This window comes from Silanimonas lenta DSM 16282 (assembly GCF_000429065.1).
Taxonomy (GTDB): Bacteria; Pseudomonadota; Gammaproteobacteria; order Xanthomonadales; family Xanthomonadaceae; genus Silanimonas; species Silanimonas lenta.
The window spans coordinates 220,599-239,874 of record NZ_AUBD01000008.1 but is presented as its reverse complement, the minus strand read 5'-3'; the positions used below and the strand labels follow the sequence as shown (position 1 = coordinate 239,874).

The following is a 19,276-nucleotide window of genomic DNA, read 5'->3' as shown; positions in this document are numbered from 1 at the left end:
ATGGGCCTGATCTGCTATCCCGCCATCGATGTGCGCGAGGGCCGCGTGGTGCGCCTGCGCCAGGGCGACTACGCCGCCGAGACCCGCTACCCGGAAGAGCCGCTGGCCCTGGCCCGCCGTTATGCCGAGGCCGGGGCCGAGTGGCTGCACCTCGTCGATCTCGATGCCGCCCGCGCCGGCGGCTACACCCTGGCGCCCCTGCTCGCCGCCATCGGCCGCGAGACCAGACTCAAGGTGCAGAGCGGCGGCGGCATCCGCGAGGAGGCCGATGTCGAGGCCGTGCTGGCCGCGGGGGCCTCGCGGGTGGTGGTGGGCACCCTGGCGGTGCGCCAGCCCAACCGCGTGATCGGCTGGCTGCAGCGCTTCGGCCCCGACCGCATCGCCATCGCCCTCGATGCCCGGGCCGATGCCGAGGGCGTGTTCCGCCTGCCGGTGCAGGGCTGGACCGAGGCCTCGGGCTTCGCCCTCTTCGACCTGCTCGGCCGCTATGCCGAGGCCGGCCTGCAGCACCTGCTGTGCACCGACATCGCCCGCGACGGCATGCTCGCCGGGCTCAACCTCGAGCTCTATGCCGCCATCGCCCGGCGCTTCCCCGGCGTGGCGGTGCAGGCCTCGGGCGGTGTCGCCGGGCTCGCCGATGTGCGTGGCGCCCGTGCCGCCGGCGCCCGTGGCGTGGTGCTGGGCAAGGCCCTGCTGGAAGGGCGTTTCACGCTTTCCGCCGCCCTCGAGGCCGCCGCGGAGCCGCTGCCGTGCTGAGCCGCCGGATCATTCCCTGCCTCGACGTGCGCGAGGGCCGGGTGGTGAAGGGCGTGTGCTTCCGCGACCACGTGGTGATGGGCGAGATCGAGGCCCTGGCCCTGCGCTACCGCGACGAGGGGGCCGACGAACTGGTGTTCTACGACATCACCGCCAGCCCCGAGGGTCGCCCGGTCGATCGCGGCTGGGTGGAGCGGGTGGCGCGGCTGATCGACATCCCTTTCTGCGTGGCCGGCGGCATCCGTTCGGTGGCCGATGCGGCGCGGGTGCTGGAGGCCGGGGCCGACAAGGTCTCGGTGAACTCGCCGGCGCTGGAGCGCCCGGCCCTGGTCGACGAACTGGCGGCTGCCTTCGGCGTGCAGTGCGTGGTGGTGGGCGTGGATTCGCTGCGCGATGCCGATGGCGAGTGGCGGGTGCGGCAGTACACCGGCGATCCCGAGCGCACCCGGGCGCTGCCGCGGCGCACCCTCGACTGGGTGGCCGAGGCGGTGTCCCGCGGCGCCGGCGAGATCGTGCTCAACTGCATGGGCAGCGATGGCGCCCGCGAGGGCTACGACATCGGCCAGCTCGCCGCGGTGCGCGCCGTCTGCCCGGTGCCCCTGGTGGCCTCCGGCGGGGCCGGGGCCATCGACCATTTCACCGAGGTGTTCCAGAGGGCCGATGTCGATGCGGCGCTCGCCGCCTCGGTCTTCCACTCGGGCACCGTGCCCATTCCCGAACTCAAGCGCCGGCTGCGCGAGGCCGGCATCGAGGTGCGCGATGATTGACCTGGAATCCCTCGACTTCGCCAAGCAGGGCGGCCTCTTGCCGGCCATCGTGCAGGACGCGCGCAGTCACCGCGTGCTGATGCTGGGCTACATGGACCGCGCCGCGCTGGAGGCCACGCTGGCGCAGGGCCGCGTCACTTTCTTCAGCCGCAGCAAGGGCCGGCTGTGGATGAAGGGCGAGCGCTCGGGCGACGTGCTCGAGCTGGTCGCGATCGAGACCGACTGCGATGGCGATGCCCTGCTGGTGCAGGCCATCCCCCACGGCCCCACCTGCCACCTGAAGCGCACGAGCTGCTTTGCGCAGGCGCCGGGCAGCGTGCTCGGCGAGCTCGAGGCCATCGTCGCCCAGCGCGCCCGCGAGCGCCCCCAGGGCAGCTACACCACCACCCTGTTCGAGGCGGGCCCGAAGCGCATCGCCCAGAAGATCGGCGAGGAGGGCGTGGAAACCGCGCTGGCCCTGCTCGCCGAGGCCGACGAGGCCCTGCTCGGCGAGGTGGCCGACCTGTTCTTCCACACCCTGGTCGGGCTGCAGGCCCGCGGCCTCTCGCTGGCCGAGGTGGGGCGGGTGCTGGAGAAACGCCGGCTGGCCAAGCAGCGCGTGAGCGACTGAATGCCGGTGCCGGCCGGCTTGCGGCCGGCGTGGGCGGCTCCGTAGGCTCGCGCTTTCCGTGAGTTCCGGGGCGTCCATGCGAGTTTCGATCCCGATGCTGGCCCTGGCCGCCGCGCTGGCCTTCGTTCCCGGGCCGGGCCGGGGCGCGGAGGTGGCCGGCCGGGCCTTCTCCGATCTCGATGGCAACGGTCGCCACGATGCCGGCGAGCCCTCGCTGCCGGGGGTCCTGGTCTCGGATGGCGAGCGCCTCGTCGAGACCGATGCTGGAGGCCGCTTCCGCCTGCCGCTCACGGCCGACGCCCCGGTGTTCGTGATCCCGCCGGCCGGATACCTGCCGCCGCTGCGCCGCGATGGCCTGCCCGACACCTGGCGCGATGCGCCCACCGGGGACTGGGCCGTGGCCCTGCGCCCCGCGGCCTTCGCGCCGCCCTATGCGCTGCGCGTGTTCGGCGACCCGCAGGTGAAGAATGCCGAGGACCTGAGGTCGTTCGAGACCGCCATCGTCGAGGCCGAGCGCCGCCTGCCGCGGGCCCGGCTCGGGCTTTCGCTGGGCGACATCGTGCACGGCAACCTCGCCCTGCTGCCGGCGATGGCGGCGGCCACGGCGCGGATGGGCACGCCCTGGCTCACCGCGAGCGGCAACCACGACCGCGACCACGGGGCCGGCAGCGACGAGGCCTCGCTCGCCAGCTTCCGCCGCGTGTTCGGGCCCGACACCTTCGCCTGGGAGGCGCCGGGGCTCGCGGTGGTGGTGCTCGACAACGTCATCCACCAGCCCGGCAGCGGCGAGCCGGCGGCCTATGTGGGGGGGCTTCGCGAGCGCCAGTTCCGCTTCCTCGAGGCCTACCTGCCGCGGGTGCCGCGCGATGCCCTGCTGCTGCTCGCCATGCACATCCCGCTGTTCGACACCGATGCCTCGCCCGGGCGCGACAGCTTCCGCCAAGGCGACCGCCAGCGCCTGTTCCGCCTGCTCGAGGCCCACCCGGCGGTGCTGGTGCTGAGCAGTCACACCCATGTGCAGCAGCACCGCTGGCATGGAGAGGAAGCCGGCTGGCGCGGGGCATCGCCCCTGCACGAGTACAACGTGGGGGCGGCCTGCGGCGCCTTCTGGAGCGGGCTCGCCGATGCCCGCGGCGTGCCGGATTCGCGCATGGCCGATGGCACGCCCAAGGGCTTCGCCACCCTCACCGTGCAGCCCGGTGGCGGCTATGCCCTGCGCTGGCATGCGGTGGACCATGCCGACGACCCGCCCTTCGCCCTGCATGCGCCGCGGGTGCTGCGCCGCGGCGCCTGGCCGGGCTTCGCGGTGTACGCGAACGTCTGGATGGGCGATGCCGGCAGCCGCGTGGAGTACCGGGTGGCCGGCGGCGAGTGGCGGCCGATGCAGCGGGTGGATCGCCCGGACCCGGCCCTGCTCGCCATCAATGCCGCCGACGATGCCGCGGACGCCCTGCGCGCCTACGACCGGGCGCCGGAAGCCGCGCCCTCGCCGCATCTGTGGCGCGGCGCCCTGCCCACCGACCTGCCGGCCGGCGAGCATGCCATCGAGGTGCGGGTGTTCGACCGCTGGCGCGGCGAGTTGCGACAGACCACCCGCTACCGGCTCGAGGAGGCAGCGCTCCGGTGAAAAGCCGTCAAGCAGCGTCCGGGTCGATGGCCGAGAAGTCGCGTACCCGCCGGTGGCCGTTGGCCGCGGCCTCGCGCGGCACCGGGTAGTCCTGCGGGCGGTCCACCAGCACGGTACGCAGCCCGGCCTCGCGGGCGGCATCCAGTTCCTCCACCACGTCGGAGAGGAACAGGAGGTGGGAGGGCGCCACGCCGATATCGGCGGCGATGTGACGGTAGCTCGCCACGTCGCGCTTGGGGCCGATCTCGGTGTCGAAATGCCCCGAGAACAGGGGCGTGAGGTCGCCAGCATCGCTGTGGGCGAAGAACAGTTTCTGCGCTTCCACCGACCCCGAGGAATAGACGTAGAGCTCGTGGCCGGCGGCCTTCCAGCGCTTCAGCGCCTCGACCGCATCGGGGTAGACGTGGGCCTTGTACTCGCCGAGCGCGTAGCCCTCGCGCCAGAGCTGGCCCTGGATGGCCTTGAGCGCGGTGTGCTTGCGGTCCTCGTCGATCCAGGCCAGGAGCTGCTGCACCGCGGCCTCGTCGCGGTCGTCGCGGTGCGCCTGGCCGATCTCCAGCGCCACCGCGTCCAGCCAGCGGCGGATCTCCGGTTCCTCGCGCCGTGCTTCCACGAAGCCCGGCAGGTTGGCGCGGGCATAGGGGAAGAGCACGTCCTTGACGAAGGCGATGCTGCTGGTGGTGCCCTCGATGTCGGTGAGCACCACCGTCGGCGGCTGCGGCACGCTCATGCGGGCAGCGCCTGTCCGCGCTCATAGCGCGGGAAGCGTCTGGCGATGTCGCTGCCGGTGAAGTTCGCCACCCAGCCCTCGACGTTGGTGAACAGGCGGATGGCGACGAAGAACGGCTCCGGCCCCATGTCGAACCAGTGGGTGGTGCCGTCGGGCACGCCGATCAGGTCGCCGGCCTCGCACAGCACCTCGTAGACCTTGCTGCCGACGTGCAGGGTGAACAGACCGGAGCCGGCGACGAAGAAGCGCACCTCGTCCTCGCTGTGGGTGTGCTCGTCGAGGAATTTCTGGCGCAGCGCGTCCTTCTGCGGGTGGTCGGGGGTGAGGCTGATCACGTCGACCGCCTGGTAGCCGCCCTCGGCCATCAGCCGGTCGATGTCGGCGCGGTAGGCGGCGATGACCGCCTCCTGTGAGGCGCCGGGGGCCACCGGCGCGTTCGCCTCCCAGCGCTCGAAGCGCACGCCGATGCGGGCGAGCTCGGCGGCGATGGCGGCGTGCTCGCGGGTCTCGACGAGCGGCGTGGACGGGTCATCGTCCTGGAAGATGCGGATGCGGCTCATGCGTGCAGTCTCCGGAGTTCGAGTTCGCAGTCGAGGAGGAATTCGAAGGCCTCGAGGTGGCGGCGCGCCTCGGCCATGTCGCGGCCCCAGGCGTACAGGCCGTGGCCCTCGATCAGGTAGCCCCAGAGCGGGCCGCGGTCCAGCTCGGCCTCCACCCGTGCGGCCAGGGCGGGCATGTCCTGAGAGTTGGGCAGCACCGGCACGCGCACCGCCGCCTCGTGGGTATCGTTGCCGCGGAAGGCCTTCTGCAGCTCGTAGCCCTCGAAGGTGATGTGGCCCTGCGCCGCGAACAGGCGCGAGGCGACCGTCTGGGCCTTCGAGTGCGTGTGCAGGATGCAGCCCACCTCGGGGAAGCGGCGGTAGAGCTGGGTATGCAGCAGGGTCTCGGCCGAGGGGCGCTTGTCGGTGCCCACTGGGCGGCCGTCAAAATCCACCACCATGATGTCGTCCTGCACCAGCCGGCCCTTGTCGCGGCCGGAGACGGTGATGGCGCAGTGGCGATCGTCGAGCCGCAGCGAGAAATTGCTGCTGGTGGCCGGGGTCAGGCCCCGCTGCGCCAGCTCGCGGCAGTTCGTGATCAGGCTGCCGGCGGCATCGGCCAAGCGGTGGGGGTCGTAGGGCAGGGCGTCCATGCTGCAAGTGTAGGCAAGCCGGCATGAACGGGCCATGCGGGATGCGAGCCATTCGCTTGGCGCTTTGCCCGGGATCAAGGCGGGGCGACGGCGGCCGGCGTAGGCTCATGACACCTGCCAACCCTGCCATGAGGGAGAGCCATGTCCAGCCGCGCCGCCAATCCTGACCGCCGCCGTTTCCTCGCGATCGCCGCCACGGCCACCGCCGCGCCTTTCCTTGCCCGTCTCGCCGTGCCGGCCGCCGCCGCCCAGGGCCTGCCGAAGCTGCCGCTCGACCATCCGCAGGCCAAGGCCCTGGCCTACACCACCGATGCCGCCAGCAGCAGGCACCCCAGCTTCAAGCCGGGCAGCGACTGCGCCAACTGCCAGTTCTACACGGCGGCGAACCAGGGCTGCAGCCTGTTCCCGGGCTTCAGCGTCGAGCCCAAGGGCTGGTGCGCGGCCTGGGCGAAGAAGGCCTGAACCCGCCCCGCCCCGCTCCGCCGCTGCGCGCGCCGTCTCGGCCTACGAGACGGCGGCCTGCCACAATGCCCGCCTGCCGCGAGGGCGGCGATGACACGAGTGGGGGCGGTAAGGCGGCATGGAATGGGCATGGGGCATCGTCGGGCTTCTTCTGGGCCTGCTGGCCGGTGGCGCGTTGGCCTGGCGTGCCCGCGCGGGGGCGCGGGAATGGGCGGAGCTCGGTTCCCGTTTCGAGGCCGGCATCGGCCGGGTGGAGCAGCGGCTCGAGGCCCTGGCTGGCCGGGTGGCCGGGCTTGCCGAGAGCTCGGAGCGTGCCGAGCGCGGCCTGCGTGAGGAACAGCGCGCCAGCCGGGCCGAACTCACCGATTCCCTGGGGCGCCGCCTCGATGGCTTCGAGCAGCGCCTCGGGCAGGCGCTGGAGCGCCTCGACCGCAGTTTCGAGGCCCTGACCCAGTCGCTGGGCCAGGAGGGGGCGCGGCAGCGCGAGGTCACGGACCAGGCGCTGGCGCGTTTCACCCAGGACCAGCAGCAGCGCATGGCCGAGGTGCGGCAGACCCTCGAACGCCGCCTGGCCGAACTGCAGCAGGGCAACGAGGCCAAGCTCGAGCAGATGCGCGCCACGGTGGACGAGAAACTGCATGCCACGCTGGAGACCCGGCTGGGCGAGAGCTTCCGGCTGGTCTCCGAGCGGCTGGAACAGGTGCATGCGGGGCTCGGCGAGATGCGCTCGCTGGCCCATGGCGTGGGCGACCTCAAGCGGGTGCTCGGCAATGTCAAATCACGGGGCGTGTTCGGTGAGGTGCAGCTCGCCGCCATCCTCGACGAACTGCTCACTCCCGAGCAGTACGCGGCGAACGTGGCGGTGCGGCCGGACAGCGCCGAGCGGGTGGAGTTCGCGGTGAAGCTGCCGGGCGACGGGGGCGGGCCGGTCTGGCTGCCGATCGATGCCAAGTTTCCGCGTGAGGACTACGAGCGTCTCCTGGAAGCGCAGGAACGCGCCGATGCCGAGGCCGCCGCTGCAGCCGGCCAGGCCCTGGAACAGCGCCTGCGCCTCGAGGCGAAGAAGATCGCCGAGAAGTATGTCGCGCCGCCGCACAGCACCGATTTCGCCGTGCTCTTCCTGCCCACCGAGGGGCTGTATGCCGAGGTGCTGCGTCGCCCGGGCCTGTTCGAGGCCCTGCAGCGCGAGTACCGCGTGACCCTGACCGGGCCCACCACCCTCGCCGCCCTGCTCAATTCACTGCGCATGGGCTTCCGCACCCTGGCGATCCAGCAGCGCAGCTCGGACGTGTGGAAGATCCTCGGCGCCGTGCGTACCGAGTTCGGCAAGTTCGGCGACGTGCTGGCCAAGACCCGCAGGAAGCTCGACGAGGCGGCGAATGTCATCGACAACGCCGGGGTGCGCACCCGCGCCATCCAGCGCCATCTGAGCAAGGTCGAGGCCCTGGATGCCGAGACCAGCCGGCGCCTGCTGGGCGAGCCCGGGCTGGAGGAGACGGAGGACGGCCCCTGATGCCGGTGGCGGCCCCGTGGGAGCCAGCAGGCCCGGAGCTGGTACTGCTGGCGCGCTGGGACTAGACGCGCCCGGCCTCGCGCACCTGGTCGGCGGCGAGGCGCAGGATCTTGATGCCGGCGAAGGCGAACAGCAGCGCCAGGACCGGGTTGATGAGGTTGAACAGCGCGTAGGGCAGGTAGCTCCAGGTGGCCACGCCGAGCGTGGCCGCCATGTAAGCGCCGCAGCTGTTCCAGGGCACCAGCGGCGAGGTGAGGGTGCCGGCATCCTCGAGGGCACGCGAGAGGTTCACCGGCGCCAGGCCGCGCTTTTCGTACTCGCCGCGGTAGAGCCGGCCGGGCAGGGCGATGGAGATGTACTGGTCGGCGGTGACCACGTTGGAGCCGAAGGCCGTGACCAGGGTGGCGGCGATCAGCGAGCCCGTGCTCCGGGCCGCGGCCAGCACGCTGCGGACCAGGCGTTCCAGCAGCCCGGCCTTTTCCATCAGGGCCCCGAAGGCCATGGCGCTCAAGATCAGCCAGATGGTGTTGAGCATGCTCGACATGCCGCCGCGGCTGAGCAGGGAATCCACCGCGGCGACGCCGGATTCGAGCCGGTAGCCGTTGAACATCGCCATCCAGGCGCCCTTGAGCAGGGCAAGCCCGCCGGATACGCCCTCGCCGGCGAAGGTCTTCACCGCCTCGGGCTGGAACACCACCGCGAAGACACCACCGAGCAGGGCGCCGGCCAGTACGGTCGGCAGGGCCGGAATGCGCATCGCCGCCATGGCCAGCACCACGGCCAGCGGCACCAGCAGGTGCGGGCCGAGGTGGAAGTGCTTCGCCATCTCGGCCGAGAGCCCGCCCACCGCCTCCAGGCCGGTCTCGCCTGCGGCTTGGCCGCCGGCCCCGAGCAGGGCGAAGCCGGCGAGCGCGAGGCCGAAGCTGGGGAAGGTGGTCCAGACCATGTGGCGGATGTGGGCGAACAGTTCGCTGCCCGCTGCCGCCGAGGCGAGATTGGTGGTATCGGACAGCGGCGACATCTTGTCGCCGAAGTAGGCGCCGGAAATGATCGCTCCGGCGGTGATCGCCGGGTCCATGCCAAGGCCGCCGGCCACGCCCATCAGGGCCACGCCCACCGTGCCGGCCGTGGTCCAGGAACTGCCGATCGACATGGCGATGGCGGCGCAGAGCAGGCAGGCGGCGAGGTAGAACCAGGAGGGATCGAGCAGCAGCAGCCCGTAGTGGATCAGGGTGGGCACGATGCCGGCGAGGATCCAGGTGCCGATCAGGGCGCCCACGGCGAGCAGAATGAAGATCGCGCTGGTGGCGATGCTCACCCCGTGCACCATGGCGTCCTGCAGGTCCTGCCAGGCCAGTCCGTTGCGCCAGCCCACCAGGGCGGCCACGGCGGCGGCGAGCACCAGCGAGACCTGGTTGGCGCCGTAGGCGGCATCCTCGCCGAACAGGGCGACCCCTCCGGCCAGCAGGGCCATCAGGACCAGCAGGGGCAGGAAGGCCTGCAGCAGCGAGGGGGCGCGGACGCCGGCGGGCGTGGGCGTGTCGGTGGGCATGGGGCCTCGCAGGACATGGGAAAGGCCCGAGTGTAGACGGCGTGAGCGCCCCGGCGGCAGTCCCGTTGCCCGTGCCTGCCCGGATCCGGCTAGGGTAGGCGCCCCCATGCCTGCCGGTGCCGCCATGTCCCTGCCGCCTTCGCCCCCGCCCCGCAACGATGCCGCCTGCGAGGGCGGGGAGAGCATCGCTGCCCGGCTGGCCAGGCTCGATGCCGCCCTCGCGGCCTATGGCGAGCGCCTCGGCGACCTGCTGGCCGCCGAGTACCGCGCCTTCCTGCGGGGCGGCATCGAACGCTTCACCCGCCGGCACCTCGCCGGGCATTTCACCGGCTCGGCCTTCGTGGTCTCCGCCGATGGCGAGCGCTGCCTGCTGCTGCACCACGCCAAGCTTGGCCGCTGGCTGCAGCCCGGTGGCCACGCCGACGGCGAGCCCGACCTCGCCGCCGTCGCGCTGCGCGAGGCCGGGGAGGAAACCGGCCTTCCGGGCCTCGTGGTCGAAGGCGGCATCCTCGACCTCGATCGCCACGCCATCCCGGCCCGTGGTGCAGAGCCGGAGCACTGGCACTGGGACGTGCGCTACCTCGTGCGCTGCACCGCCGGCGAGACGCCGCGGATCAATGCCGAGTCGCGCGCCTTCGCCTGGCGGAAGATCGACGCACTGGCCGCAGATGCCGGCATCGAGCCTTCGATCCGGCGGATGGCGGCGCGGTGGCTGGAATCGCGCGGCACGTAACCCGCCGCAGGGCGCATCACGCCCTGCCGGAGAACTCGCCGGTCGCGGTATTGATCAGCACCTTCTCGCCGTTGCCGATGTACTCCGGCACCATCACCTCGATGCCGGTATTGAGCCTGGCCGGCTTCGGGCGCTTGGTGGCGGTGCCGCCCTTCAGCTCCGGCGGCGTGTCCACCACCTCCAGCGTCACCGTGGCCGGCAGCTGCAGGGCCACCGGTGCCTCGTCGATCAGCTGCACGTAGCAGCCGGTCAGCCCCTCGGTGATGTAGCCGGCGGCGTCGCCCAGGGCCTCGGGATCGAGGGTGTAGGGGGTGAAGTCCTCGTCGTCGAGGAAGACGAAGGCCTCGCCGTCCCTGTACGAGAAGCTGGCGGCGCGGCGCACCAGTTCCACTTCCTTCAGTTCGTCCTCGGCACGCAGCGAGAGATCGAGCTTGGTGCCGCCCGGCACCGAATACAGGGTGAAGCGGTAGGTGACGTTGCCGCCGCGGCCCTGCGGCGCGCTGCGCTCGATGTCGCGCACCTGCCAGACGCCGTTGGCGTGCTCGACGACATTGCCTTTCTTGATCTCGGAAGCCTTCATGGCGGGTCCTTACTTCGGCTGCATGCGGATGGCGCCATCGATGCGGATGGTCTCGCCGTTGAGGTAGCGGGTGCGCAGGATGAAGCCCACGGTTTCCGCGAACTCCTCGGGCCGGCCGAGGCGCGAGGGGTAGGGCACCTGGGCGCAGAGGCTCTGGTACACGGCTTCCGGCATGCCGTCGACCATCGGGGTGTGGAACACGCCCGGAGCGATGGTCATCACCCGCACGCCGATGCGGGCGAACTCGCGGGCCATCGGCAGGGTCATGCCGATGACACCGCCCTTGCTGGCGGCATAGGCCGCCTGGCCGATCTGGCCCTCAAAGGCCGCCACCGAGGCGGTGTTGACGATGACGCCGCGCTCGCCGTCCTCGCCCGGGCCGTTTTCCTGCATCAGCGCCGCGGCGGCCTTGGCCACGTTGAAGCTGCCGACGAGGTTCACCATCACCGTGCGGCTGAAGGTATCGAGCGGCATCGGTCCTTCCTTCCCCAGCACCCGGCCCGAGCCGAGGATGCCGGCGCAGTTGATCACGGCGTTCAGGCCGCCCATCGCCGCCCGGGCCGCCTGCATGTTGGCGGCCACCGCGCCCTCGTCGGCCACGTCGGTGCGGAAGAAGTGCGCCCTGCCGGCGCCAAGTTCGGCTACTGCGGTCGCGCCGCGTTCGGCATTCACGTCGAACAGGGCGACCTGGCCGCCGTTCGCCACGAGGTACTGGGCCACGGCGAAGCCGAGGCCGGAGGCGCCGCCGGTGACGACGGCGCGGACGGTATCGAGTTGCATGGGGCTGCTCCGGAAAGGACACCGGATTTTACCCGAGCCGGCCTGCCGCGCCGCCCCGGCCTGGGCCACACTGGTGGCGGTTCTGGCAGGGTGGGGAGGCCATGGAACGCATCGCGGTGGAGCGTCTCCGGGTGGGGCTCTGGGTGTCGATGGAAGACGTGCCCGGCACCGGCTTTCTGTTGCGCAGCGAGGCGCAGATCGCCACCTTCGCCACGCTCGGCATCACCCATGTCTGGCACGAGCCGGCCCGCAGCGAGGCCGAGCCGCTGCCCGCAACCGGGCCTGCCGAGGCGGCAGTGTCTGCGCTTCCGGAGGCTGGCGGGGATGGGAGCGCGGCGTTCCTTGCCGCAGAGTCGCGGCCCTCGGCCTTCGACGAGGAGCCGGCAGTCGCCCCGCCGGCCGATGCCCTCGATGCCCAGCGGCAGAGCCTGGACCGCTGCGAGCGCCGTTTCAGTGCCGTCTCGCGCACTTTCCGCACCGTGCTGCTGAACGTCCGCGCACAGCCCGAGGAGGCGCATGCGCTCGCGGCCGCCGAGATCGGCGGCATGGTGCGGGCGATGCAGCGCGAGCCGGACGTGGCGATCCGCCTGCTCTCGGAGAAGGCCGGGCAGGAGACTGCCCTGCATGCCATCAATGTCTCGGTGCTCTCGGTGCTGCTGGCCCGGTCGATGGGCTTCGACGAGGCCTTCGTGCAGGCCGTGGGGCTCGGCGCCCTGCTGCACGACATCGGCAAGATCGAGCTGCCCGACGTGATGCGCGGCAAGGGCGATTCCACCAATCCCACCGAACGGCGCATGTTCCAGAGCCATGTCGAGCATGGGCGGGGGCTGGCCGGGCGCATGGGGCTTCCCGAGGCCGCCTTCGCCGCCGTGGTGCAGCACCACGAGGCCGCCGACGGCAGCGGCTTTCCGCAGGGCCTGCGCAACGAGGCCCTGCATCCGGCGGCGCGCATCGTCGCCCTGGTGAACCACTACGACAATCTGTGCAACCCGCCGAACCCGATCCATGCGCAGACCCCGCACGATGCCATCGCCAGCGTCTACCGCAAGGCCAATGCGGCCTTCGATGCGGACACCCTCAAGGCCTTCGTGCGCATGATGGGCATCTACCCGCCGGGCTCGGTGCTGCAGCTCTCTGACGGCCGGTTCGCGCTCTCGGTGGCGGTGGATCCGGCCAATGCCCTGAAGCCGCGGGTGATCATCCACGACCCGGCGGTGCCGGCCGACGAGGCCCTGGTGGTGGCGCTGGCGGAACGCCCGGAGCTCTCGATCCAGCGGGCGATCAAGCCGCAGGCCCTGCCGCGGGCGGCGCTCGACTATCTGAAGCCGCGCAAGCGCGCCAGCTTCTTCATCGAATCGCGGCCGCCGCGGGCCTGATTCAGAGCGCGCGCAGGAAGAAGCGGTTGCAGCCGAAATGCCCGGTGGCGCCCAGCGGCTGCCCGATCGGCTCGAAACCGGCGCGGGCATAGAGCGCCTGGGCCGCGTCCATGCCGGTGAGGGTCTCGAGGTAGGCCCGGCGGTAGCCGAACTGGCGCGCCGCGAGCAGACAGCGGCCCATCAGGGCGGTGCCGGCGCCGAGGCCGCGCAGGGCGGGCAGGAAATACATCTTGCGCAGCTCGCAGGTGCCCGCCTCACCGTCCAGCGGGGCCACGCCGCCGCCGCCCAGCACCTCGCCGCCCCGCTCGATCACGAAGTAGGCCGCGCCGGGCCGGTCGTAGGCGGCGCTCATGCCGTCTACCTCGGCATCGTGGAGGGCAAAGCCCGGGCCATCGGCGCCGAACTCGGGCATGACGCGGCGGATGATGGCGGCGACGGTGGCGTCGTCGGCAGGAGCGATCGGTCGCAGCAGGAAGCGCGGGGCATCCTCGATGCGCGAGAGGTCTTCCTCGGCCACCCAGCCGCAGTCGCCATTGCCGGCATAGCACCAGCGGCGGCCCCCCATGGGCTCGCCCACCAGCAGGCGCTCCTGGGGCTGGAGGGCGAGCTCGCGTTCCGCGAGCGGCTGGCCGGGGACGGGAACGGGGCGGCGCGCGGCATAGGCCACGGCGGCGCGCAGGGATTCAGCGGCGTGCACGGTTCACCTTGCTCATGCTCTCGCGGCCCAGCAGGGCCGACAGCCAGCGGCCGGTATCGACCAGGGCCTCGAGATCGACGCCATGGGTGAAGCCCATGCCGTCGAGGAGGTAGACGATGTCCTCGGTGGCGACATTGCCGCTGGCGCCCTTGGCGTAGGGGCAGCCGCCGGTGCCCGAGACGGCGGCATCCACCACGCGCACCCCGGCCTCCAGGCAGGCGGCGACATTGGCCACTGCCTGGCCATAGGTATCGTGGAAGTGCACCGCCAGCGCGGCCATCGGCACCTCGCCCGCCACCGCCTCGAGCATGGCGCGGGCCTTGCGCGGCGTGCCAACACCGATGGTGTCGCCGAGCGAGATCTCGTAGCAGCCCATGGCATGCAGGGCCTTCGCCACCCGCACCACGTCGGCGACCGGCACCTCGCCCTGGTAGGGGCAGCCGAGCACGGTGGAAACGTAGCCGCGCACCGCCACGCCGTCACGCTTCGCCGCCTCCAGCACCGGGGCGAAGCGCGTGAGCGACTCTTCGATACTGGCATTGATGTTTGCCCTGCTGAAGGCCTCGGAAGCCGCGCCGAACACCGCGATCTCGGTCACGCCGACGGCACGCGCGCGCTCGTAGCCCTGCAGGTTCGGCACCAGTACCGGGTAGCGCACGCCCTCGCGCTTCGCCACGCCGGAGAAGACCTCGGCCGCATCGGCCATCTGCGGCACCCATTTCGGGCTGACGAAGGCCGTGGCCTCGACCGTGCCCAGGCCCGTCGCGGCGAGCTTCTCGATCAGCGCGATCTTGTCGGCAGTGGCGATGATCGCCTTCTCGTTCTGCAGGCCGTCGCGCGGACCCACTTCGACGATGCGGACGAAGTCCGTCGCGGCCATCATTCCAGCACCACCAGGGCGGCATCGGCCTCGACGAAATCGCCGGCTGCGGCGCGTACCTCCTTCACCGTGCCGGCGCGTGGCGCCTTCAGGCTCAGTTCCATCTTCATCGCCTCCATCACCGCGCATTCCTGGCCTTCGGCCACGACCTCGCCGGCAGCCACCTTCATCAGCACCACCCGGCCCGGCATCGGGGCCTTGAGCGTTCCCTCACCGCCGGCGCCGGTCTGGCCAGCGAAGGCATAGGCGCCAAGCCGCCCGATGAGCCAGCGCTGCGTGCCGTCATGCAAGAGCACGGTCGTGGCATCGACCTGGGCACGGACCAGCACGCTCCTGCCATCGATGCGCGCCGAGGCGCGGCCATCGTGCTCCAGCCGCAGGCCTTCGACGCGGATCGTGGTGGCCTCGCCGTCGGGCACGATGGCGTAGTCGCCGCCATGGCCGCGGGCGTTGAGCACATGGCGCTGGCCAGCGGCCTCCAGCACGAGACGGCGCGCCCCCCCGTGGCCGAGCCGCCAGCCATCGGCGATGGCCCAGGGGGAGGTCGGGTCGGGGCCGGCCGCCGCGTTCGTGCGCGTGGCCTCTTCCTCGCGCAGCAGCACTGCCGCGGCGGCCAGGGCCAGCAGGGGCGTGGGCGGCGGCGTGGCGGGAGTGAGCACCTCGTCCAGCGCCCGGTCGAGGTAGCCGGTGTCGATCGTGCCCTCGACCACGCTGGGGTGGCGCACCAGGGCCTCGAGGAAGTCGATGTTCGACTTCGGGCCGCGGATGTCGCAGTCCATCAGGGCCTCGCGCAGGCGGGCCAGCGCCCGCGGCCGCGTCTCGTCCCAGACGATGAGCTTGGCGATCATCGGGTCATAGAAGATCGTCACCGTGTCGCCTTCCACCACGCCGCCGTCGAGGCGCACATGGGCGGAGGGCGCCGGCAGGCGCAGGCGTTCCAGCCTGCCGGAGCCGGGCAGGAAGCCGGCCGCCGGGTCTTCCGCATACAGGCGCAGCTCGATGGCATGGCCCTGCTGGCGCACCTCGGCCTGGGCGAAGGGCAGGGGTTCGCCCGCGGCCACGCGCAGCTGCAGTTCGACGAGATCGAGCCCGGTGACGAGCTCGGTCACCGGATGCTCCACCTGCAGGCGGGTATTGATCTCCATGAAATAGAAACGGCCGTCCTGGCCGACGATGAACTCGACGGTGCCGGCATTGACGTAGTCGATGGCCTTCGCGGCCTGCACCGCCGCCGCGCCCATGGCCTCGCGCAGGGCCGGGGTGAGGAAGGGCGAGGGCGATTCCTCCAGCACCTTCTGGTAGCGGCGCTGCGCCGAGCATTCGCGCTCGTTGAGGTGCAGGACCTGGCCGTGGGTATCGGCGAAGACCTGGATCTCGATATGGCGCGGCTTCTCGACGTAGCGCTCGAGCAGCACGCGGTCGCGGCCGAAGGCGTTCTTCGCCTCGCGCTGGCAGCTCTCCAGCGCTGCGGCGAAGTCGGCGGGCGCGCGCACGATGCGCATGCCCTTGCCGCCGCCGCCGTGCGCGGCCTTGATCATCAGCGGATAGCCGATGGCATCGGCCTCGCGCTGCAGCCGGGCCGGATCCTGGTCCTCGCCGGTATAGCCCGGCACCACGGGCACGCCGTGGGCGCGCATCAGCTCCTTGGCGCCCGCCTTGCTGCCCATCTTGCGCATCGAGGCGCCCGAAGGCCCGACGAAGGCGATGCCCGCGGCGGCCACCGCGTCGGCGAAATCGGCGTTCTCGGAGAGGAAGCCATAGCCCGGATGGATGGCCTCGGCGCCGGTCTTCTTCGCCACCTCGAGAATGGCATCGAAGCGCAGGTAGCTCTCGCCCGGCGCCGGGCCGCCGATGCGGTGCGCTTCATCGGCAAGCCGTACATGCTGGGCGTCGGCGTCGGCATCGGAGTAGACGGCCACGGTGCGGATGCCGAGCCTGCGCGCGGTGCGGATGACGCGGCAGGCGATTTCGCCGCGGTTGGCGATGAGCAGGGTCTTGAACATCAGGCGGCCACCCAGCGCGGGGCGCGCTTGTCGAGGAAGGCGCCCAGGCCCTCTTGTCCTTCCGGCGAGACGCGCAGGCGGGCGATCAGCCGCGCGTTCTCGGCATCGATGCGCTCGGCGTCCTGATGCGTCATGCCGCCCATGCGCAGGGCCAGCGTCTTGGCTTCGGCCTGGGCGATCGGGCCGCCCTTGCCCAGCCAGTGCAGTTCGCGCTCGACGGCCTCGTCCAGTCCGGCGGCCGGCACGCAGCGGTGCAGCAGGCCGATGCGCGCCGCTTCCGGCGCCTCGAAGACTTCCGCCGTCTGGAACAGCCTGCGCGCCTGCCGCGCGCCGATGGCGGCCACCACGTACGGCGAAATCACCGCCGGCACCAGGCCGAGCTTGACCTCGGAGAGCGAGAACTTCGCGCCCTCGACGCCGATGGCGATATCGCAGCAGGCCACCAGCCCCACGCCGCCGCCATAGGCCGAGCCATTCACCCGGGCGATGGTCGGCTTCGGAAAGAAGTTCAGCGTGCGCATCAGCCGCGCCAGCGCCAGGGAATCATCGAGATTCTCGGCCTCGCTGGCCTTCGCCATGCCGCGCATCCAGTGGAGATCGGCGCCGGCGGAGAAGGTGCTGCCCTGGCCCGTGAGCACCAGGGCGCGCACGGCATCGTCGCCGGCCAGGGCGTCGAGCGCCTCGACGAGGGCGGCGATCAGGCTGGCATCGAAGGCATTGTGCACCTCGGGGCGGTTCAGGATGAGCCAGGCGCTGCTACCGCGCCGTTGCAGGTCGATCGGGGCCGTCACGCATCCTCCAGGCGAGCGCGCCGGAAGGGTCGGCGCCCGCCGATTCTAGCGGCAGCGCCGTGGGCGGCATTGCGCCCGTCTGCGGCTATAATCGAGAACGATTCTCAAAAGGTGCGTGCATGCGTCTCCGGGATTTGCAGCAGGGCCAGCGGGCACGGGTGGTGGCCGTGGACGATGCCCATCCGGCCGATGCCATCGCCCGGCGCCTGCGCGAGCTGGGCTTCATCCCCGGCGCTCCGCTGCGTCTGCTGGCCCTGGCCCCCTTCGGCGGCGATCCGATGCTGGTCGGCATCGGCGGCAGCCGTTTCGCCCTGCGCCGGGCCGAGGCCGAGCGGGTGCGGGTGGAGGCGGAGGCCTGATGGACTGCGCCGTTACTCCTTCCACCGCGGCCCGGCCGCGGCGCGTGGCCCTGGTGGGCAATCCCAATGCCGGCAAGACCGCCCTGTTCAACCGCCTCACTGGCAGCCGCCAGAAGGTGGCGAACTACGCCGGGGTCACGGTGGAGCGCAAGGAGGGCCGGCTGCGCCTGCCTTCCGGGCAGGAGCTGCTGCTGCTCGACCTGCCGGGCAGCTACAGCCTGCGCCCGGCCAGCCTCGACGAGGCGGTGACCCGCGACCTGCTGCGCGGCATGTATCCGGGCGAGCCGGCGCCCGATGCCATCGTCTGCGTGGTCGATGCCACCCATCTGCGCCTGCATCTGCGCTTCGTGCTGGAGCTGCGGGCCCTGGGGCGGCCGATGCTGGTGGCGCTGAACCAGATGGACGCCGCCAGGCGGCGTGGCCTGCGCATCGATCTTGCGCGTCTCGCCGCGGAACTCGGAGTGCCGGTGCTGCCGACGGTGGCGGTACGCCGCGGTGGGGCCGACGCGCTCGTGGACGCGCTCGAGACCGGCCGGGCCTGCGTGCCTGCGCTGCCGCCCCCGGCGGACGAGGCCGCGGCCCATGCCGAGGTGCAGCGGCTGCTCGCCGCGGCCGTGGAGGCGCCGGAAGACTCCATGAGCCTCGAGGATCGCCTCGACCGCTGGCTGCTGCATCCGTTGTTCGGCTACCTGATCTTCGCCCTGCTGATGTTCTTCGTCTTCCAGGCCGTCTATGCCTGGGCCGAGCCCCTGGTGGCCGGCATCGAGGCGGCCACGGCCTGGGCGGGCGAGGGCGTGGCGGCCTGGATGCCGGAAGGGCCGCTGCGCAGCCTGCTGGTGGATGGCGTCTTCTCCGGTCTCGGGGCCGTGCTGGTCTTCCTGCCGCAGATCCTGATCCTGTTCCTCTTCATCCTCGTGCTCGAGGAGAGTGGCTACCTGCCGCGCGCGGCCTTCCTGCTCGACCGTCCGATGCGTGCCGCCGGCCTGTCCGGGCGCAGCTTCATCCCGCTGCTCTCCAGCTTCGCCTGCGCCGTGCCCGGCATCATGGCCACGCGCAGCATCCAGGACCCGCGCGACCGCTTCGCCACCCAGCTGGTGGCCCCGCTGATGACCTGCTCGGCCCGCCTGCCGGTGTACGCCCTGCTGATCGGCGCCTTCATTCCGCGGCGCGATCTGCCGGGGGGACTCAAGCTGCAGGGGCTGGTGCTGTTCGGCCTGTACCTGGCCGGCATCCTCTCGGCGCTGGCCGTGGCCTGGTTTTCGAAGCGTTGGCGGCGCGACCGCCGCGAGGCGGCATTGCTGCTGGAACTTCCCGCCTACCGCTGGCCGCATCCGCGCGATCTCGCTCTCGGTCTTGCCGAGCGGGCCACGATCTTCCTGCGCCGCGTCGGCGGGATCCTGCTGGCCCTCACCGTGCTGCTCTGGTTCCTCGCCAGTTATCCCGCGCCCCCCGAAGGCGCGGCGACGGCGATCGACCACAGCTTCGCCGGCCGCATCGGCCACTTCATCGCCCCGCTGTTCGCCCCGCTCGGCTTTCCCTGGCAGGTCTGCGTGGCCCTGGTGCCCGCCATGGCGGCGCGCGAGGTGGCGGTCTCGGCCCTGGCCACGGTCTATGCCCTCTCCGCCACGGACGCGGATGCCGCCGGCGCCCTGGCGCCGCTGATCGCCCACGACTGGTCGCTGGCCACCGCCCTCGCCCTGCTGGTCTGGTTCATCTATGCCCCGCAGTGCATCAGCACCCTTGCCACCCTGCGGCGCGAAACCGGCAGCTGGCGCAAGACCGCGTTCGCGGCGGGCTACCTGTTCGCCCTGGCCTATCTCGCCGCCCTGCTCACCTACCAGCTGGCCGTGGCGCTCGGGGCCGGGTGA

20 protein-coding genes are annotated in these 19,276 nt (G+C 71.8%); 10 read left to right on the top strand and 10 right to left on the bottom strand.

Going from position 1 to position 19,276, the window contains the following annotated elements; translation table 11 throughout:
* From hisA to G408_RS0105265, 4 genes are all read left to right on the top strand, one after another.
* Complete coding sequence (gene hisA, locus G408_RS0105280) at window positions 1-756, top strand: 1-(5-phosphoribosyl)-5-[(5-phosphoribosylamino)methylideneamino]imidazole-4-carboxamide isomerase (RefSeq protein ID WP_028770250.1); 756 nt, start codon at window positions 1-3, stop codon at window positions 754-756.
* Window positions 750-1,523 carry an imidazole glycerol phosphate synthase subunit HisF gene (gene hisF / locus G408_RS0105275; protein WP_028770249.1) on the top strand — a complete coding sequence of 258 codons (774 nt, stop codon included), beginning with the start codon at window positions 750-752 and terminating at the stop codon, window positions 1,521-1,523. Before hisA ends, hisF begins: the two co-directional genes overlap by 7 nt.
* Window positions 1,516-2,133: a bifunctional phosphoribosyl-AMP cyclohydrolase/phosphoribosyl-ATP diphosphatase HisIE gene (hisIE, locus tag G408_RS0105270; protein ID WP_028770248.1), complete on the top strand. Its 618-nt coding sequence runs from the start codon at window positions 1,516-1,518 to the stop codon at window positions 2,131-2,133. The genes hisF and hisIE overlap by 8 nt, the downstream gene beginning before the upstream one ends.
* A gap of 76 nt (window positions 2,134-2,209) precedes the next feature.
* Window positions 2,210-3,760 carry a calcineurin-like phosphoesterase C-terminal domain-containing protein gene (locus tag G408_RS0105265; protein WP_028770247.1) on the top strand — a complete coding sequence of 517 codons (1,551 nt, stop codon included), beginning with the start codon at window positions 2,210-2,212 and terminating at the stop codon, window positions 3,758-3,760.
* 7 nt (window positions 3,761-3,767) lie between these two features.
* Here G408_RS0105265 and mtnC read toward each other — a convergent pair whose 3' ends face one another.
* From mtnC to G408_RS0105250, 3 genes are read right to left on the bottom strand one after another with little or no spacing between them, the layout of a single operon-like run.
* Window positions 3,768-4,490, bottom strand: a complete 723-nt coding sequence (gene mtnC, locus G408_RS0105260; RefSeq protein ID WP_037412306.1) for an acireductone synthase — start codon at window positions 4,488-4,490, stop codon at window positions 3,768-3,770.
* Entirely contained in the window at window positions 4,487-5,050 is a 564-nt protein-coding gene (locus G408_RS0105255; RefSeq protein WP_028770245.1) for a 1,2-dihydroxy-3-keto-5-methylthiopentene dioxygenase, read from the bottom strand. Before G408_RS0105255 ends, mtnC begins: the two co-directional genes overlap by 4 nt.
* The gene (locus G408_RS0105250) at window positions 5,047-5,682 is read right to left on the bottom strand and encodes a methylthioribulose 1-phosphate dehydratase (protein ID WP_028770244.1); all 636 of its coding nucleotides are present in this window, start codon (window positions 5,680-5,682) and stop codon (window positions 5,047-5,049) included. The genes G408_RS0105255 and G408_RS0105250 overlap by 4 nt, the downstream gene beginning before the upstream one ends.
* Before the next feature lie 141 nt (window positions 5,683-5,823).
* Between G408_RS0105250 and G408_RS0105245 the strand changes: the two genes are divergently transcribed.
* Both G408_RS0105245 and G408_RS0105240 read left to right on the top strand, forming a co-directional pair.
* Window positions 5,824-6,144: a high-potential iron-sulfur protein gene (locus G408_RS0105245; RefSeq protein ID WP_028770243.1), complete on the top strand. Its 321-nt coding sequence runs from the start codon at window positions 5,824-5,826 to the stop codon at window positions 6,142-6,144.
* A 118-nt stretch (window positions 6,145-6,262) separates the two neighbouring features.
* A complete protein-coding gene (locus G408_RS0105240) occupies window positions 6,263-7,657 on the top strand; it encodes a DNA recombination protein RmuC (RefSeq protein WP_028770242.1) in 1,395 nt (464 codons plus the stop codon).
* A 61-nt stretch (window positions 7,658-7,718) separates the two neighbouring features.
* Here G408_RS0105240 and nhaC read toward each other — a convergent pair whose 3' ends face one another.
* Window positions 7,719-9,209 (bottom strand): Na+/H+ antiporter NhaC, encoded by a 1,491-nt coding sequence (gene nhaC, locus G408_RS0105235; protein WP_028770241.1) that lies wholly within the window; start codon window positions 9,207-9,209, stop codon window positions 7,719-7,721.
* A 124-nt stretch (window positions 9,210-9,333) separates the two neighbouring features.
* Between nhaC and G408_RS0105230 the strand changes: the two genes are divergently transcribed.
* The gene (locus tag G408_RS0105230; protein WP_084628081.1) at window positions 9,334-9,942 is read left to right on the top strand and encodes an NUDIX domain-containing protein; all 609 of its coding nucleotides are present in this window, start codon (window positions 9,334-9,336) and stop codon (window positions 9,940-9,942) included.
* 16 nt (window positions 9,943-9,958) lie between these two features.
* On the opposite strand, the gene yeiP is transcribed toward G408_RS0105230, so the two are convergent.
* Complete coding sequence (gene yeiP / locus G408_RS0105225) at window positions 9,959-10,522, bottom strand: elongation factor P-like protein YeiP (protein ID WP_028770239.1); 564 nt, start codon at window positions 10,520-10,522, stop codon at window positions 9,959-9,961.
* Between the two features lie 9 nt (window positions 10,523-10,531).
* Window positions 10,532-11,302, bottom strand: a complete 771-nt coding sequence (locus G408_RS0105220; RefSeq protein WP_028770238.1) for an SDR family NAD(P)-dependent oxidoreductase — start codon at window positions 11,300-11,302, stop codon at window positions 10,532-10,534.
* 101 nt (window positions 11,303-11,403) lie between these two features.
* Here G408_RS0105220 and G408_RS0105215 point away from each other — a divergent pair, with 101 nt between their 5' ends.
* Window positions 11,404-12,678 (top strand): cyclic di-GMP phosphodiesterase, encoded by a 1,275-nt coding sequence (locus tag G408_RS0105215; protein ID WP_028770237.1) that lies wholly within the window; start codon window positions 11,404-11,406, stop codon window positions 12,676-12,678.
* A gap of 1 nt (window position 12,679) precedes the next feature.
* On the opposite strand, the gene G408_RS0105210 is transcribed toward G408_RS0105215, so the two are convergent.
* From G408_RS0105210 to G408_RS0105195, 4 genes are all read right to left on the bottom strand, one after another.
* Window positions 12,680-13,171, bottom strand: a complete 492-nt coding sequence (locus tag G408_RS0105210) for a GNAT family N-acetyltransferase (RefSeq protein ID WP_028770236.1) — start codon at window positions 13,169-13,171, stop codon at window positions 12,680-12,682.
* A gap of 190 nt (window positions 13,172-13,361) precedes the next feature.
* A complete protein-coding gene (locus G408_RS0105205; protein WP_028770235.1) occupies window positions 13,362-14,255 on the bottom strand; it encodes a hydroxymethylglutaryl-CoA lyase in 894 nt (297 codons plus the stop codon).
* Entirely contained in the window at window positions 14,255-16,258 is a 2,004-nt protein-coding gene (locus G408_RS0105200) for an ATP-binding protein (RefSeq protein WP_028770234.1), read from the bottom strand. Before G408_RS0105200 ends, G408_RS0105205 begins: the two co-directional genes overlap by 1 nt.
* Window positions 16,258-17,049: an enoyl-CoA hydratase-related protein gene (locus G408_RS0105195; RefSeq protein ID WP_028770233.1), complete on the bottom strand. Its 792-nt coding sequence runs from the start codon at window positions 17,047-17,049 to the stop codon at window positions 16,258-16,260. The genes G408_RS0105200 and G408_RS0105195 overlap by 1 nt, the downstream gene beginning before the upstream one ends.
* A gap of 119 nt (window positions 17,050-17,168) precedes the next feature.
* Between G408_RS0105195 and G408_RS0105190 the strand changes: the two genes are divergently transcribed.
* Window positions 17,169-17,408, top strand: coding sequence for a FeoA family protein (locus G408_RS0105190; protein WP_028770232.1), 240 nt, complete (start codon window positions 17,169-17,171; stop codon window positions 17,406-17,408).
* On the top strand, window positions 17,408-19,276 hold the full coding sequence (gene feoB, locus G408_RS0105185; protein WP_037412302.1) for a ferrous iron transporter B: 1,869 nt from the start codon (window positions 17,408-17,410) through the stop codon (window positions 19,274-19,276). Before G408_RS0105190 ends, feoB begins: the two co-directional genes overlap by 1 nt.

Excerpts from the sequence above, each read along its gene's own strand:
- hisA (WP_028770250.1), top strand. The coding sequence starts at position 1 with ATGGGCCTGATCTGCTATCCCGCCATCGATGTGCGCGAGGGCCGCGTG.
- hisIE (WP_028770248.1), top strand. The coding sequence starts at position 1,516 with ATGATTGACCTGGAATCCCTCGACTTCGCCAAGCAGGGCGGCCTCTTG.
- G408_RS0105265 (WP_028770247.1), top strand. The coding sequence starts at position 2,210 with ATGCGAGTTTCGATCCCGATGCTGGCCCTGGCCGCCGCGCTGGCCTTC.
- mtnC (WP_037412306.1), bottom strand. The coding sequence starts at position 4,490 with ATGAGCGTGCCGCAGCCGCCGACGGTGGTGCTCACCGACATCGAGGGC.
- G408_RS0105255 (WP_028770245.1), bottom strand. The coding sequence starts at position 5,050 with ATGAGCCGCATCCGCATCTTCCAGGACGATGACCCGTCCACGCCGCTC.
- G408_RS0105250 (WP_028770244.1), bottom strand. The coding sequence starts at position 5,682 with ATGGACGCCCTGCCCTACGACCCCCACCGCTTGGCCGATGCCGCCGGC.
- G408_RS0105245 (WP_028770243.1), top strand. The coding sequence starts at position 5,824 with ATGTCCAGCCGCGCCGCCAATCCTGACCGCCGCCGTTTCCTCGCGATC.
- G408_RS0105240 (WP_028770242.1), top strand. The coding sequence starts at position 6,263 with ATGGAATGGGCATGGGGCATCGTCGGGCTTCTTCTGGGCCTGCTGGCC.
- nhaC (WP_028770241.1), bottom strand. The coding sequence starts at position 9,209 with ATGCCCACCGACACGCCCACGCCCGCCGGCGTCCGCGCCCCCTCGCTG.
- G408_RS0105230 (WP_084628081.1), top strand. The coding sequence starts at position 9,334 with ATGTCCCTGCCGCCTTCGCCCCCGCCCCGCAACGATGCCGCCTGCGAG.
- yeiP (WP_028770239.1), bottom strand. The coding sequence starts at position 10,522 with ATGAAGGCTTCCGAGATCAAGAAAGGCAATGTCGTCGAGCACGCCAAC.
- G408_RS0105220 (WP_028770238.1), bottom strand. The coding sequence starts at position 11,302 with ATGCAACTCGATACCGTCCGCGCCGTCGTCACCGGCGGCGCCTCCGGC.
- G408_RS0105215 (WP_028770237.1), top strand. The coding sequence starts at position 11,404 with ATGGAACGCATCGCGGTGGAGCGTCTCCGGGTGGGGCTCTGGGTGTCG.
- G408_RS0105205 (WP_028770235.1), bottom strand. The coding sequence starts at position 14,255 with ATGGCCGCGACGGACTTCGTCCGCATCGTCGAAGTGGGTCCGCGCGAC.
- G408_RS0105200 (WP_028770234.1), bottom strand. The coding sequence starts at position 16,258 with ATGTTCAAGACCCTGCTCATCGCCAACCGCGGCGAAATCGCCTGCCGC.
- G408_RS0105190 (WP_028770232.1), top strand. The coding sequence starts at position 17,169 with ATGCGTCTCCGGGATTTGCAGCAGGGCCAGCGGGCACGGGTGGTGGCC.
- feoB (WP_037412302.1), top strand. The coding sequence starts at position 17,408 with ATGGACTGCGCCGTTACTCCTTCCACCGCGGCCCGGCCGCGGCGCGTG.